Source organism: Streptomyces sp. NPDC050842, assembly GCF_044456565.1.
In the GTDB taxonomy this organism is placed as follows: domain Bacteria; phylum Actinomycetota; class Actinomycetes; order Streptomycetales; family Streptomycetaceae; genus Streptomyces.
Genome location: NZ_JBITGA010000003.1, coordinates 373172 through 387444, shown reverse-complemented (window position 1 = coordinate 387444; position 14273 = coordinate 373172). Strand labels below are relative to the sequence as shown.

At 74.0% G+C, this 14273-nt stretch carries 12 protein-coding genes; 4 read left to right on the top strand and 8 right to left on the bottom strand.

The features are described 5' to 3' along the window. Window positions 1-4 precede the first annotated feature (4 nt). The 4 genes from alc to ACIBG6_RS10940 are packed head-to-tail and all read right to left on the bottom strand — an operon-like array spanning window position 5 to window position 4072. Entirely contained in the window at window positions 5-1126 is a 1122-nt protein-coding gene (gene alc, locus ACIBG6_RS10955; RefSeq protein WP_399222257.1) for an allantoicase, read from the bottom strand. Window positions 1127-1184: 58 nt separating this feature from the next. Then, window positions 1185-2111 carry a LysR family transcriptional regulator gene (locus ACIBG6_RS10950; RefSeq protein ID WP_399222256.1) on the bottom strand — a complete coding sequence of 309 codons (927 nt, stop codon included), beginning with the start codon at window positions 2109-2111 and terminating at the stop codon, window positions 1185-1187. A gap of 33 nt (window positions 2112-2144) precedes the next feature. Continuing rightward, window positions 2145-3098 carry a DMT family transporter gene (locus ACIBG6_RS10945; RefSeq protein WP_399222255.1) on the bottom strand — a complete coding sequence of 318 codons (954 nt, stop codon included), beginning with the start codon at window positions 3096-3098 and terminating at the stop codon, window positions 2145-2147. A gap of 5 nt (window positions 3099-3103) precedes the next feature. Further along, window positions 3104-4072 (bottom strand): EamA family transporter, encoded by a 969-nt coding sequence (locus ACIBG6_RS10940; RefSeq protein ID WP_399222254.1) that lies wholly within the window; start codon window positions 4070-4072, stop codon window positions 3104-3106. A 135-nt stretch (window positions 4073-4207) separates the two neighbouring features. On the opposite strand from ACIBG6_RS10940, the gene ACIBG6_RS10935 reads away from it, so the two are divergent. After that, complete coding sequence (locus tag ACIBG6_RS10935) at window positions 4208-4714, top strand: MarR family winged helix-turn-helix transcriptional regulator (RefSeq protein ID WP_399222253.1); 507 nt, start codon at window positions 4208-4210, stop codon at window positions 4712-4714. A 104-nt stretch (window positions 4715-4818) separates the two neighbouring features. Here ACIBG6_RS10935 and ACIBG6_RS10930 read toward each other — a convergent pair whose 3' ends face one another. The 3 genes from ACIBG6_RS10930 to ACIBG6_RS10920 are packed head-to-tail and all read right to left on the bottom strand — an operon-like array spanning window position 4819 to window position 7368. Then, the gene (locus ACIBG6_RS10930; protein ID WP_399222252.1) at window positions 4819-5046 is read right to left on the bottom strand and encodes a hypothetical protein; all 228 of its coding nucleotides are present in this window, start codon (window positions 5044-5046) and stop codon (window positions 4819-4821) included. A gap of 20 nt (window positions 5047-5066) precedes the next feature. Continuing rightward, on the bottom strand, window positions 5067-7166 hold the full coding sequence (gene malQ, locus ACIBG6_RS10925) for a 4-alpha-glucanotransferase (RefSeq protein ID WP_399222251.1): 2100 nt from the start codon (window positions 7164-7166) through the stop codon (window positions 5067-5069). 1 nt (window position 7167) lies between these two features. Further along, window positions 7168-7368 carry a hypothetical protein gene (locus tag ACIBG6_RS10920; protein WP_399222703.1) on the bottom strand — a complete coding sequence of 67 codons (201 nt, stop codon included), beginning with the start codon at window positions 7366-7368 and terminating at the stop codon, window positions 7168-7170. 249 nt (window positions 7369-7617) lie between these two features. On the opposite strand from ACIBG6_RS10920, the gene ACIBG6_RS10915 reads away from it, so the two are divergent. Next, on the top strand, window positions 7618-10875 hold the full coding sequence (locus ACIBG6_RS10915) for a beta-N-acetylglucosaminidase domain-containing protein (protein ID WP_399222250.1): 3258 nt from the start codon (window positions 7618-7620) through the stop codon (window positions 10873-10875). 63 nt (window positions 10876-10938) lie between these two features. On the opposite strand, the gene ACIBG6_RS10910 is transcribed toward ACIBG6_RS10915, so the two are convergent. Next, window positions 10939-11502, bottom strand: a complete 564-nt coding sequence (locus ACIBG6_RS10910; protein WP_150270194.1) for an HNH endonuclease — start codon at window positions 11500-11502, stop codon at window positions 10939-10941. A 297-nt stretch (window positions 11503-11799) separates the two neighbouring features. Between ACIBG6_RS10910 and ACIBG6_RS10905 the strand changes: the two genes are divergently transcribed. Beyond that, the gene (locus ACIBG6_RS10905) at window positions 11800-12819 is read left to right on the top strand and encodes a mechanosensitive ion channel family protein (RefSeq protein WP_399222249.1); all 1020 of its coding nucleotides are present in this window, start codon (window positions 11800-11802) and stop codon (window positions 12817-12819) included. A gap of 217 nt (window positions 12820-13036) precedes the next feature. Further along, window positions 13037-14251 carry an ROK family protein gene (locus ACIBG6_RS10900; RefSeq protein WP_399222248.1) on the top strand — a complete coding sequence of 405 codons (1215 nt, stop codon included), beginning with the start codon at window positions 13037-13039 and terminating at the stop codon, window positions 14249-14251. Window positions 14252-14273: the final 22 nt, after the last annotated feature.

Here is a 14273-nt window from a genome sequence, read left to right as displayed (position 1 = left end):
CGCGTCAGCCGCCGAGCGCCGCGTACCGGGCGCGCAGGTCGGACGCGCCCTGCTCCGTCAGCGTGCCGTGGAGCCGCATCCGGGCGACGCCGCCGTCGGGGAAGGCGTCGAGGCGGACGTGGGTGACGACGGCCTGGGCCGGGAGCTTGAAGCGGTGCAGGGTGTCGGGCTGGAGGCGGGTCCGGGGGATGATCTCGAACCACTCGCCCGTCTCGCCGTTGCGTCCCTGGAGCGCGATCCAGCCGGCCGAGTTGCCCTTGAGGTAGGCGGTGTCGATCTCGACGGCGCGGACGGCGCCCTGGGCGGCGAGCCGGAACCGGACCCAGTCGTTGGTGCCGCGGACCCGGCGGCGGCGGTTCTCCCAGCCGTCGTCCATCTTGCGCGAGGTCCCGGGCAGGATGATCTGGGTCGGCGAGGAGTAGAACTTGTCCGAGGCGTCCTCGTACGAACCGCCGTTGAGCACGGAGATCAGGTCGAGGGTGCCGAGGAGCTCCAGCCACTCGGGGTCGGGCACGACCTCGCCGTGGACGCGGAGGCGGGCGATGCCGCCGTCCGGGTGCTGGCAGACGCGCAGGTGGGTGTAGCGGCGCTCGGCGTCGATCGTGAAGCCGTTGGCGGCGTGGCCGCGCACGGGGGTCGGCGGGACGAGCTCCTCCCACTTCGCGTCGGCGAGGTCGGCGGGGCCGGGCGAGCCCTCGACGGCGGTGGCCTGGATCGAGACGCGCTGCGGGTAGTTGCCGCGGAAGTGGGCGGTGTCGACGACGATGCCGCGGATCACGCCGGGGGCGCCGAGGCGGACGATCGCCCAGTCGTGGTCCTCGGGGGCGGGGAAGACGTGGTCGGCGTCGGCGCCGCGGCGGCGGCGGGTCTCCCAGCCGTCCATGATCTTGCCCTTGTGGCCGAAGTGCTCCGGGTCGAAGACGGCCCGCTCGCGGACGAGGAGGTTCTCGCGCTCGGCGAAGAACTCGTCGTTGGCGGCCACGACGCCGGCGCCGAGGCGGCGGTCGGCGAGGTCGACGAGCTCGGTGAAGGGGAAGTCACCGGAGCGGTAGTCGGCGTACGGGTCGCCACCGGAGTAGGGGGCGGCGTCGTTGGCGTGCGGGTCGGCGTTCTCGTCGAAGCTCATGAATCGACTCTCCCGCGCCCGTTCACTCCGGTCCATCGAATGTTTTCGACGCACCTGTTCAGTTCTGCTGAACGGTTTCGCGGGCCGCGGCGGCCTGCCGGAGCGCGGCGAGCACCCGGGCCACCGCCGGGCCCTCCTCCGCCCCGCGCCGTACGGCCGCGACGACGTGGCGGCGGGGCTGGTCGGCGGAGAGGACGCGCATGACGACGCCGGCGCCACTCCGGCGGTCGGCGGAGGCCATCCGGGGTACGAGCGCGATGCCCATCCCGGCCTCGACCATGGCGAGGATGGCGGTCCAGCCGGAGGCGCTGTGGGCCTGTTCGGGGACGAAGCCCGCGGCCTCGCAGGCGGCGGTGGTGATCTCCGACCAGGGGCCGGAGCCGCCGAAGATCCACGGTTCGGCGGCGAGGTCGGCGAGGCGGAGACCGGGCGCGTCGGCGAGCGGGTGCCCGGCGGGCAGGGCGACGTCGAGGGGGTCGGCGAGCAGGGGCACCCGGCTGAACTTGGGGTCGCGCACCGAGGGCGCGTGCGCGGCGAGCGAGAGCGCCAGGTCGACCTCGCCGGCCGTGAGCAGTTCGTACGCCTCCGCCGCCTCGGCCTCCCGGACGCGGATGTCGAGCCCCGGGTGGGCGGTCCGCAACTGCCGGACGGCGGGGACGACGAGCGCGGGCACGGCCGTCGAGAAGGCCGCCACCCGCAACTGCCCCGCTTCTCCCCGCAGATACCCGTCGAGCTCGGCGTCGGCGCGCTCCAGTTGCGCGAAGACGACCTCCGCGTGCCGGAGCACCAGATGGGCGGCGTCGGTGAGCCGGACCCGGCGGCCCTGGGCCTCCAGGAGTCGCACCCCGAGCTGCTTGGCGAGGTTGGTGAGCTGCTGCGACACGGCCGAGGGGGTCATGAGCAGGGCCTCCGCGGTCGCGGTGACGGTGCCGCGGTCGCGCAGGGTGCGGAGGATCTGGAGCTTCTTGATGTCCCACTCGGTCATGGGGCGCAACCTACCGGGCGCGCCGGAGTGCGTTCAGCGGCCCCGGGCCGAGGCCAGTGCCACTCCGCCGAGGATGAGCGCCATGCACGCGACGCCGAGGGCACCGAGCCGTTCGCCGAGGAGCGCGTACGACAGGAGGGCGACGCAGACGGGCTGGAGGTAGTAGACGACACCCGCGCGGGCCGCGCCGATGAGGGTGATCGCCTTGTTCCAGGCGAAGAAGGCGACGGCGGAGGAGAAGACGCCGACGTAGAGCAGGGGGCCGGCGGTCGCGGCGCCGACGGCGAACCCGCCCTGGACGGCGAGGGACACGGCGTACGCGGGGGCGAGCATCAGCGCGCCGAGCAGGAAGGTGGTGAAGAGGAAGGCGAGTCCGTCGATCTCGGCGGGCTTGCGCTTGAGCAGCGCGCTGTACGAGGCGAAGGACAGGGCCGCGGCGAACATCCACAGGTCGCCCGCGGCGAAGTCGACGGCGAGCGAGCCCTTTCCGACGAGCAGGAGCACTCCGAGGGCGGCGGTCAGCATGCCGAGGACCCGGCGGGCGCCGAGGCGCTCGCCGCCGAGGCGGGCGTAGACCGCCATGATCACCGGGGAGGCGGCCATGATCGTGCCCATGTTGGAGGCGGAGGTGGTCAGTCCGGCCTGGTGCACGAGGGTGTTGTAGAGGGCGACGCCGAACAGCGAGGCGAGCGCGACGAAGCCGAGGTGTCGGCGGATCGTCCGCCACTGCCGCAGGAACGGGCGGGCGGCGAAGGGGGCGACGGCGATCAGCGCGATGATCCAGCGCCAGAAGACGGCCTGGACGGGCGGGACGGTGTCGGCCATGTCGCGGGTGGCGACGAAGCTGCCGGACCAGACGACGGTGGCGAGGAGGGCGAGGAGCACGCCGAGGCCGGCGCCCTTCGCGAGCTTCCTCGCGGGCGCCGGCCTCTCGGTGGTCGTGTCGGCTTCTGTGGCGGTCGGGTGGCGTGCGGTGATCAGGCTCATGCCGCTTACCGTCGCACCCTCGAACCCTCCAGGTCCATCGAAACTTCCTGACCGTTCTTTTCAGTTGAGCTGAACGATTCGACCTTCTTCGCACTCTTGGGAGTACGGGGAGCACGGGGAGCACGCGGACCCATCTGGCCGACCAGGGTCGCGCCGAAGGCGATGGCCATGCCCAGCAGCTGCACCGGGCCGAGCGCCTGCCCGAGCGCCGCCCAGCCAATGATCGCCGCGGTGATCGGCGAGAGGGGGCCGAGGAGGGTGGCCGAGGAGGCGCTGAGCCGCTCGATGCCGCGGAACCAGAGGAAGTACGAGATCGCGGTGTTGCCGAAGGCGAGGTAGGCGTAGCCGGCCAGGTTGGTGCCGGTCAGGGCCGGCGGGGCGCCCTCGATCAGGAAGGCGACCGGCAGGATGATCAGGCCGCCCGCGGTGAGCTGCCAGCCGGTGAGCGCGAGGGCGCCGACACCCTCGGGGCGGCCCCAGCGCTTGGTGAAGACGACGCCGGCCGACATCGAGAGCGCGGAGAGCAGCCCGGCGATCACGCCGACGAGGTCTAGTGCGGCCCCGGCCTTGAGGACCACGAGGCTGACGCCGAAGGCGGCGGCGACGGCGGTGATCAGGGACTTCGCGGTGGGCTTGTCGCCCAGGAAGAGCGCGGCGAGGCCGACGACGAAGAGCGGTCCGACCGAGCCGACGACCGCGGCGACGCCGCCGGGGAGCCGGTAGGCGGCCAGGAAGAGCAGCGGGAAGAAGGCGCCGATGTTGAGGGCTCCGAGGACGGCGGCCTTCCCCCACCAGGCGCCCTGCGGCAGCTTGCGGGTGAGCGCCAGGAGCAGGAGTCCGGCGGGCAGGGCGCGCATCAGGCCGGTGAAGAGCGGCCGGTCGGGCGGCAGGAACTCGGTGGTGACGAAGTAGGTGGAGCCCCAGGAGATCGGGGCGAGGGCGGTCAGTGCGACGACGGCGGCCTTGCGGGACATGACGGTTCCCCCTGACGCGGTGTTCCGGGGCCGCGGGGCACCGGACTGGCTTGGCGGTGATTAACTTACCACTAAGCTACTTACTTGCAAGCGTCTTAGTTGCCATCGAGGAGAAGAGAAGGGAACACTGGAGCCATGGACACGCAGACCCCCGCGCACGACGCCGTCGACGCCATCACCGACCAGTGGGCGGCCGTCCGCCCCGACCTGGACACCGTGCCGATGGCCGTCTTCGGGCGGATCTACCGGCTGGCCAACGCCATGCGCGGCCGGGTCGACAAGGCGTACGCGCCCTACGGCATGGCGCTCGGGGAGTTCGACGTACTCGCGACCCTGCGCAGGTCCGGGGAGCCGTACACGCTCTCACCGCGCGAGCTGACCGCCACGCTGATGATCACCACCGGGGGGATGACCGGCCGCCTGGACAAGCTGGAGAAGGCCGGGCTGCTCACCCGCAGCCCCGACCCGCACGACCGGCGCGGACTGCGCGTCACGCTCACCGAGCACGGCAAGGAGCTGGTGGACCAGGCCGTCGGCGCCGGGCTCGGACAGCAGCGGGCGGCCCTGGAGTCGGCGCTCACCGAGGAGGAGACGGAGCAGCTGGCGGGACTGCTGCGCAAGCTGCTCGCGACCACCGTGTGAGCGCCCGGCCGGGCCTGAACGCACGGCACGGGCCTGAACGCACGCGAGGGCGCCGCACGGTACGTCGGTACCGTGCGGCGCCCTCGGAGAGAAGGGGGTGGCTGTTACGCCTTCTTGGACTTGTCGAGCACCATCACCAGGCCGGCGATGACCAGGAAAAGCACCAGCGGGGCGGCCACGAACAGGCCGATGGTCTCGACGACCGACAGCTTGGGAGCCGGGTCGTCACCGTCGTCGCGGGTCAGCGCGAGCGCGGGGGACGACATGAGCAGCATCATCAGCGTCGTACCGGCCGCGACGGCGCCGGCGCGCAGGGCGTTCTTCTTGTCCACGGTGCAAACGTAGCGAACACCTAAACCGGCCGCGCGCCCGGGGGTACCGTACGGGCGCTCCCGGGGTCCGTACGGGTGTTCAGCTCGCGCAGCAGAGCATGGGCGCGGGGCGAGGCCACGAGGCGTTCCAGGGTGAGCGGCTGCCCGTCCGGGCCCGCGATCGGCAGCCGCCAGTTGGGGTACTCGTCCCAGGTGCCCGGCAGGTTCTGCGGTCTGCGGTCCCCCACCGCGTCCGGCAGCCACACCCCCACCATCCGGGCCGGGGTGCTCAGCAGGAACCGGTGGACGGCCAGGATCTCGGCCTCCTCGTCCCCCGGCCCCTCCGGGAGCAGCCCGAGCCGCCGGAACAGCCCCAGCCACTCGGTGGTCTCGGTCGCGTCCGCCGCCCGGTCGCGCTCCGGGTCGCCGTCGACGAGCCCGAGCCGGTGCCGCAGGACGACGTGGTCGCCGGAGAGCCGGGCGGCCGTCGGGGGCAGGTCGTGGGTGGTGGCGGTGGCCACGCACTCGGCGCGCCACCGCGCCGCCGGCACCGGGCGGCCGGTGCCCGCCCAGTCCCGCTCGAACCAGAGCACGGAGGTCCCGAACACCCCGTGCCGGGCCAGCTCCTCCCGTACGCCGGGCTCGACCGTGCCGAGGTCCTCGCCGATGACGAGGGCCCCCGCCCGGTGCGCCTCCAGGGCGAGGACGGCGAGCATCGCCTCGGCGTCGTACCGGACGTACGTCCCCTCGGTGGGCTCGCTGCCCTCCGGCACCCACCAGAGCCGGAACAGGCCCATCACGTGGTCGATGCGCAGGGCGCCCGCGTGGCGCAGGAGTTCACGCAGGAGGCCGCGGTACGGGGCGTACCCCGCGGCGGCGAGGGCGTCGGGCCGCCACGGCGGCAGGCCCCAGTCCTGGCCCCGGGCGTTGAAGGCGTCGGGCGGGGCGCCGACCGACATGCCGGCGGCGAAGGCCTCCTGCTGGGCCCAGGCGTCCGAGCCCTCCGGGTGGACGCCGACGGCCAGGTCGTGGACGATCCCGACCTCCATCCCGGCCTCGCGGGCGGCCTCGGCGGCCTCGGCCAGCTGCCGGTCCGTCAGCCAGGCCAGCCGGCAGTGGAAGTCGACCCGGGCCGCGAGGGCAGGATCGGCGCGCACGGCGCGCTCCGCGGAGCGCGGCTCGCGCAGCTCCTCGGGCCAGCCGCGCCAGTGGGGACCGTGGCGCTCGGCGAGGGCCTGGTAGGTGGCGTGGTCCTCCAGGGCGCGGCCCCGCTCGGCGAGGAAGTCGTGGTAGTCGGCGCGCCGCCCCGGCCCGAGCTCCACACCCCCGACGACGAGCTCCAGGGCCCGCCGCTTGACGTCCCAGACCGCGTCACGGTCGATCAGCGCGCCCTTGCCGAGGACCCGTTCGCGCAGTTCGGCCGCCTCCGCGAGGATCCGGTCGAGCTCCTCGCGCCGGCCGGGGTCCACGTACGCGTACTCGGGCACGGACTCGATCCGCAGATGGACCGGGTCCGGGAAGCGGCGCGAGGAGGGGCGGTACGGGGAGGGGTCGCTCGGCGCCCCGGGCACGCCCGCGTGCAGCGGGTTGACCTGGACGAAGCCCGCGCCGTGCGTCCGGCCCGCCCAGGTGGCGAGCTCCCGCAGGTCACCGAGGTCGCCCATGCCCCAGGAGCGCGTGGAGAGCAGCGAGTAGAGCTGGACGAGCAGCCCGTACGTGCGCCGCCCGGGGCCGGGCACGCGCGCGGGGCTCACGATCAGGGTGGCGGTGGCGGCGCGCCCCTCGGGGGCCTGCGCCTCGACCGTGTGGACGCCGAGGGGCAGCCGGTCCCAGTCCGGGCCGGTGAGGACCGCGCCCTCCTCGGTGGTGACCCGCAGCCGGGTGCCGGGCGGCAGGTCCTCCGGCGGGCGGACGGGCTCCTCGCCCCGCCGCCGGACCAGGGTGGGCGGCAACAAACGCTCCCGCTCGGCCCGTTCCGCCGCGTCGAGGGCGGCCGCGACCGCCTCCGGCGTGGTCGCGTCCACGCCCAGGGCGCCGAGGACGGCCACCACGGCGGCGTCCGGCACGGAGACGGTGACGCCCGCGGAGGGGCTGTACTCGGTGGCGACGCCATGACGGGCGGCGAGACGGGCCAGGGTCACTTCACACTCCGGGGGACTCCGTGCCGCCCGCGCTGCCGCGGACGGTGGGTTCGCTGGTGAGGGGTGCCGCCTCGGTCAGGGGCGGTTCGCTGGTGAGGGGCGTCGTGTCGGGCAGCGGCGGTTCGCTGGTCAGCGGGGAGTCGGAGGATGCCGACTGCTGAGGGATGCGTATCCGTCCGAGGTGGCGGGCGGTCGTGGTCACGGGGGTCTCCCGGTTTCGTCTCGACAGGTGGGACCTGGGGGTAACAGCTGAGCCCTACCCACCGCACCTCGTTTTACCGGCGGAAAGTGGCGAAGTGGCGTCATCTCCGTGACGGCTCGCCGGGCAAAGCCGACACATCGGCCACACGCATTGACACCCCAGTGCGACGGGTGGTGGGCTCGTGACCCACTCGTGACCGACCGGCAGAGCGGCCGACCGGGCCACCGGCCTGGGCCGAAGGGAGTTCCCGTGCACCTCGGGCGCAGGAAGCGCACGGCGACGGCGGTCGCCGCGGCCGTCATCGGCGGACTCCTCGGAGGCGCCTCCCCGGGCGCGGTCCACGCGGCTCCCGTTCCGCCGTCGGCCGACGCCGCGACCGCTCCCACGACCTCTCCCACGACGACTCCGCCGGCCGATCCCCCGGCCTCCGGCCGGTCATCGGCCGCCACGGCCCCCACGCGCGCACCCGTGACAGCGAAGGCCGCCACAGCCGGTGCCGCCTCGACCGGGACGCCCGCCGTCTGGCCCCGGCCCCAGTCGCTGACCGGTCGCGGACCCGCCGTACGCCTCGGGAGCGAGGTCACGCTGCTCGCGGACGCCGACGCCGATCCGTACGCCCTGACCGCCCTGCGGGAGCTGCTGACGGCCGCCGGGGTGCGGACCGTCCACACCGGACTCCCCGGCCGTGGCCCGGTGTTCCGGGTCGCGGGGCCCTCCGGCGACGACTCCGAGGCCACCGAGGCGGCGCTGGCGGCGCTGCGCGTGCCCGAGCGGCTCGATCTGCCGCGCGGCGGCTACCGGCTCGCGACGGGCCGCTTCCAGGGGCGGGACACCGTCGTCCTGGACGGCGTCGGCGAGGAGGGCCTCTTCCACGCCGTCCAGACGCTGCGTCAGCTCGCCGGCGCGGGCGGGGAGATCCCCGGCGTCCTCGTGCGCGACTGGCCGGGCACGGCCGAGCGCGGCCTCACCGAGGGCTTCTACGGCACTCCCTGGAGCCTGGAGCAGCGTCTCGCCCAGGTCGACTTCCTGGGCCGCACCAAGCAGAACCGCTATCTGTACGCGCCCGGTGACGACCCGTACCGCCAGGCGCAGTGGCGCGAGCCCTATCCCGCCGCCCAGCAGGAGGAGTTCCGCGCGCTCGCCGAGCGGGCCCGGGCCAACCACGTGACGCTCGGCTGGGCCGTGGCCCCCGCCCAGTCCATGTGCCTGGCCTCCGGCGCCGACGTGGCGGCCCTGACCCGGAAGATCGACGCGATGTGGGCGCTCGGGGTGCGCTCCTTCCAGCTCCAGTTCCCCGACGCCGGATACGGCGAGTGGCACTGCGCGAAGGACGCCGACGCCTTCGGGCGCGACGCCGAGGGCGCGGCCGCCGCCCACGCGCGCGTGGCGAACGCCGTCGCCCGGCACCTCGCCGAGCGGTACCCGGACGGCGAACCGCTGACGGTGCTGCCGACGGAGTACTACCAGGACGGAACGAGCGAGTACCGCACGAAGCTCGCCGGGACGCTCGACGCGGACGTACGCGTCGCGTGGACCGGCGTCGGGGTCGTCCCGCGCACCATCACCGGCGGCGAACTGGCCGGGGCCCGGAAGGCGCTGGGCCACCCGCTGGTCACCATGGACAACTACCCGGTCAACGACTACGCGCAGGACCGGCTGTTCCTCGGCCCCTCCACGGGCCGGGACCCGGCCGTGGCGGCCGGTTCCGCCGCCTTCCTGGCCCACGCCATGGAGCAGCCGGCCGCCTCCCGCGTCCCGCTCTTCACCGCCGCCGACTACGCCTGGAACCCGAAGGGATACCGGCCGCAGGAGTCCTGGCGCGCCGCCGTCGACGACCTCGCGGGCCCGGACCCGGCCGCCCGCGAGGCCCTGCGGGCGCTCGCCGGGAACGACGCCTCCTCGATCCTCGACCCGAAGGGCGAGTCGGCCTACCTGAAGCCGCTGATGGCCGCCTTCTGGGCGTCGCGCACGAGCCCCGACAGCGCCGCCGGCACGGCCGCGAAGGAGAAGGCGGCGCGCGAACTGCGGGCCTCGTTCACCGTGATGCGGCAGGCCCCCGAGCGGCTCGCGGCCACCGCCGGCGGCACCCTGGACGACGAGACGGGACCCTGGCTGGAACAGCTCTCGCGGTACGGCCTGGCGGGCGAGACGGCGGTCGACATGCTGCTCGCCCAGACACGCGGCGACGGCGCGGCGGCCTGGCAGGCGCAGCTGCGCCTCGAACCGCTGCGGGAGGCCCTGAAGGCGAGCCGGGTGACGGTCGGCGCGGGAGTGCTCGACCCGTTCCTCACGCGCGCGGTGACGGAGGCGGCGGCCTGGACCGGCGCCGACCGGACCCCGGCCAGCAAGGCCGACCGTGCCCCCGACTCGTACACCGTGCGGCTCGACCGGGCGCGGCCCGTGGAGGCCCTGACGGTGATGACGGCTCGTACGGAACCGGGTACAGGCGCAGTCACGGACACGGGCAAGGGCAAGGGCACGGAACCGGACGCGCGCGTGGAGGCGTACGTCCCCGGGGAGGGTTGGCGGGCGCTCGGCCCGCTCTCCGCCTCCGGCTGGACGCAGACCGACCTGAAGGGCCTGCGCGCGGACGCGCTGCGGGTCGTGTGGAGCGGCGAGGGACCGGCGCCCGAGGTGCGCTCCCTGGTGCCGTGGTTCGCCGACGGGCCGCGTGCCGGGCTCGAACTGGCCCGCACGGAGACGGACGCGGAGATCGGCGGCCCCGCGCAGCGGGTGGACGTGGAGCTGACGGGGCTGCGCGCGGGCGAGGTGCGCGGGCCGATGACGGCGAAGGCCCCGAAGGGGATCGCGGTGCGGCTCCCGAAGCAGGCCGTGGTGGAGCGGGGCACGCGGACGACCGTCCCCCTGGAGGTGTCGGTGGGCGCGGACGTGCCGGCCGGTTCGTACCGGGTGCCGGTGTCCTTCGCGGGCGAGGAGCGGGTCCTGACCGTGCGGGCGTTCCCGCGCACGGCGGGCCCGGACCTGGCGCGGGCGGCGACCGCCTCCTCCTCGGGCGACGAGACCCCGGACTTCCCCGCCTCCTCGGCGGTGGACGGCGACGCGGCCACCCGCTGGTCCTCCCCGGCGGAGGACGGCGCCTGGTGGCAGCTGGAACTGGCCGAGCCCGCGCGGATAGGCCAGGTCGTGCTGCACTGGCAGGACGCGTACGCCTCCCGCTACCGCGTCCAGGTCTCGGCCGACGGCCGCGTCTGGCGCACCGCGGCGACCGTCGCGGACGGGCGGGGCGGCCGGGAGTCGGTCCGCATGGACGCGGCGGACACGCGCTTCCTGCGGATACAGGGGGAGACGCGGGCGACGCCGTACGGCTACTCCCTCTGGTCGGTGGAGACCTATGCGGTGGCCCCGCAGGACCCGCCGAAGAAGCCCGGGACGCAGACGCCCGAGAAGCCGGAAGGCACGCCCGAGGAGCCGGAGGACCCCGCCGCGCGCCCCGAGGGCGCACCCCAGCGGCCTGAGGGCACGCCCGAGGAGCAGGACACCCCCTGACGGGTGCCCCGTCCCCGTACGCGAAAGGCCTCCCGTACGCCCCGGGTACGCGAAAGGCCCGGCTCAACCCGTCGTCAGCGCCCCCACTGGGGCGTCCGCGACGGAGTCGATCCGGGCCATCACGTCCTCGGCACCGTACGGCTGGAGGTAGGGCAGCCAGCGGGGGTCCCGGTGTCCGGTCCCGATGATCCGCCAGGCCAGGCCGGTCGGCGGGGCCGGTTGGTGCCGCAGCCGCCAGCCGATCTCGCGCAGGTGCCGGTCGGCCTTGACGTGGTTGCAGCGACGGCAGGCCGCCACCACGTTCTCCCAGGCGTGCGTGCCCCCTCTGCTGCGCGGGATGACGTGGTCGACGCTGGTCGCGACGCCCCCGCAGTACATGCAGCGCCCGCCGTCGCGGGCGAAGAGGGCTCTGCGGGTCAAGGGAACGGGCCCCCGGTAGGGGACCCGCACGAAGCGCTTCAGTCGCACCACGCTCGGCGCGGGCAGGACTTGGGTCTCGCTGTGCAGGAAGGCGCCGGACTCCTCGAGGCAGAGAGCCTTGTTCTCCAGTACGAGGACGAGTGCGCGGCGGAGCGGTACGACGCCGAGGGGCTCGTACGACGCGTTGAGGACCAGGACATGCGGCACGGATGCCTCCAATGGCGCCGGCGGCGCGTGGCTCGCGCCGGGACGAACTGCTCTCAGTCTCTCCTCATGCCTGGTCGGAACGCCACCACGTACCGGAATCGGGGTGACGGGCCCGGGGTGTTCTCGACCACATCGGCATCTCTCCGAGTACGTGCCCAGGTGAGGTCCGTCTCTCCCTCGAACACGGCAACAGGACCACGTCCGATGCCCCGTTAGTGTGGATGGTCTGCGTACGCGATGCCTGGAGGTTCCCCCGTGTCTTGGTCCGCCCTAGCGGCTGCCACCGAACCCGAACCCATGCCGGTGACCCTGGACGAGGCGGCGGAGAAGGCCACGAACGCGGCGAGCTGGGTGGAGGAGAACTGGTCCACCTGGCTGAACACCGGACTCCGCATCCTGCTGATCCTGGTCGTCGCGCTCCTGCTGCGGATGGCCGTCCGCCGCGCCCTGACGAAGCTCATCGAGCGGATGAACCGTTCGGCGCAGGCGGTGGAGGGGACGGCGCTCGGCGGCCTCCTCGTCAACACCGAGCGGCGGCGGCAGCGCTCGGAGGCGATCGGTTCGGTGCTGCGCTCGGTCGCGTCGTTCCTGATACTGGGCACGGCGGGGCTGATGATCCTCGGCGCCTTCAAGATCGATCTGGCGCCACTGCTCGCCTCGGCCGGTGTGGCCGGTGTCGCGATCGGCTTCGGCGCCCGGAACCTGGTGACGGACTTCCTGTCCGGCGTCTTCATGATCCTGGAGGACCAGTACGGGGTCGGTGACTCGGTCGACGCGGGCGTGGCCTCCGGCGAGGTCGTCGAGGTGGGCCTGCGGGTGACCAAGCTCCGGGGCGTGGACGGCGAGATCTGGTACGTGCGCAACGGCGAGATCAAGCGGATCGGCAACCTCAGCCAGGGCTGGGCGACGGCGGGCGTGGACGTGACCGTCAAGCCGACGGAGGACCTGGAGCGGGTGCGGTCGGTGATCACCGAGGCGGCGGATTCCATGACCAAGGAAGAGCCGTGGAACGAGCGCCTGTGGGGGCCGGTCGAGGTGCTCGGTCTGAACGAGGTGCTGCTCGACTCGATGACCGTCCGGGTCTCGGCGAAGACGATGCCGGGCAAGGCGCTGGGCGTGGAGCGCGAGCTGCGCTGGCGCATCAAGCAGGGCCTGGACGCGGCCGGCATCCGGATCGTGGGCGGAGTCCCGGCCCAGGCCGAGGAGTCCGCGGCCGACCCGACGGCGGGCATGGCGGCCCCGTCGGCCTTCTCCTCGGCGACCTCGCCGCAGTCGGCGGCGGCGACCCCGCTGCCGAGGACGGACCTCACCAAGTAGCGCGCGGCAGTACGTACGGGCGGACGCCCCCGCAGGTAACGCTTTGGTTGCCTTCGGGGGCGTCGTGCGTTCCCGGGTCTTGACGCTCCGGTGACGGGCGCCTTATTTTCCTCCCACCGAATAGGAAACTTTCCTAACAGTGTGGAAGGACGCGGTCCCCGGCAGGGCAGCAGAATGGCCGGTACCCGATCAGCTCCGAAGGGCAGGTGCACCCCTCATGGCCGGTACGACCCCGGGAACCCCCGGCACACCGCGCGTGCTGCGAGCCATGAACGACCGGGCAGCCCTGGACCTGCTCCTCGAACACGGACCGCTCTCGCGGACCCGGATCGGCAAGCTCACCGGCCTGTCCAAGCCGACCGCCTCCCAGCTGCTCGCCCGGCTCGAAGCCGCCGGGCTCGTCGTCGCCACCGGCACCACCGAAGGCCGGCCAGGACCCAACGCCCAGCTCTACGCGGTGAACGCGCGGGCCGCGTACGCCGCCGGGCTCGACGTCAACGAGCACCGCATCCACGCCGCCGTCGCCGACGTCACCGGCGAGATCGTCGGCGAGTACGAGCTCCGCACCCCCGGCCGTACCGCCACCGGCGTCGTCCACCAGGTCACCGACGCCCTCGACGGGGCCGTCAAGGCGGCCGGAATCGCCCCCGACGACGTGCGGCGCCTGGTCATCGGCACCCCCGGTGCCTTCGACCCGGCCACCGGACGGCTGCGGTACGCCTCCCACCTGCCCGGCTGGCACTCCCCCACCCTCCTGGAGGAGCTGGCCGCCGCCCTGCCCATGCCCTTCGAGTACGAGAACGACGTCAACCTCGTCGCCATCGCCGAACAGCGCGTGGGCGCCGCCCGCGGCCACGCCGACTTCGCCCTGCTGTGGAACGAGGCGGGCATGGGAGCCGCCCTCGTCCTCGGCGGGCGGCTGCACCGCGGATTCACCGGCGGCGCCGGCGAGGTCGGCTTCCTGCCCGTCCCCGGCACCCCGCTGGTCCGGCAGGTCACCAAGGCCAACTCCGGTGGCTTCCAGGAGCTCGCCGGCGTCCAGTCCGTCCCCCGGATCGCCCGCGCCGCCGGGATCGAGACCCCCGACCAGCCGTACGTACCGGTCGCGAGCGGCCTGCTGTCCCGGGCCGCCGAGACCCACGGGGACGACCCCCGGTACGCGGAGCTGCTCGACCGGTACGCCGAGCGCGTCGCCACCGGCCTCGCCTCGATCGTCGCCGTCCTCGACCCCGAACTGATCGTGCTCTCCGGTGACGTCCTCGTCGCCGGCGGCGAACCCCTCCGCGCCCGCGTCCAGTCCGAGCTCGCCGAGCTCGCGGCCTCCCGTCCGCGGCTCGTCCTCGCCGCCGTACCCCGGCACCCGGTGCTGCGCGGCGCCCTCGAAAGCGCCCTCGCGACCACGCGCGACGAGGTCTTCGACACCTCGCGCTGACCACACCCCGCGCCGACCCACA

Bases quoted from the DNA above. Each gene is read 5' to 3' on its own strand.
- ACIBG6_RS10905 (WP_399222249.1), top strand. From the start codon at position 11,800: ATGCCGGTGACCCTGGACGAGGCGGCGGAGAAGGCCACGAACGCGGCG.
- ACIBG6_RS10935 (WP_399222253.1), top strand. From the start codon at position 4,208: ATGGACACGCAGACCCCCGCGCACGACGCCGTCGACGCCATCACCGAC.
- ACIBG6_RS10950 (WP_399222256.1), bottom strand. From the start codon at position 2,111: ATGACCGAGTGGGACATCAAGAAGCTCCAGATCCTCCGCACCCTGCGC.
- ACIBG6_RS10900 (WP_399222248.1), top strand. From the start codon at position 13,037: ATGGCCGGTACGACCCCGGGAACCCCCGGCACACCGCGCGTGCTGCGA.
- ACIBG6_RS10945 (WP_399222255.1), bottom strand. From the start codon at position 3,098: ATGAGCCTGATCACCGCACGCCACCCGACCGCCACAGAAGCCGACACG.
- alc (WP_399222257.1), bottom strand. From the start codon at position 1,126: ATGAGCTTCGACGAGAACGCCGACCCGCACGCCAACGACGCCGCCCCC.
- ACIBG6_RS10940 (WP_399222254.1), bottom strand. From the start codon at position 4,072: ATGTCCCGCAAGGCCGCCGTCGTCGCACTGACCGCCCTCGCCCCGATC.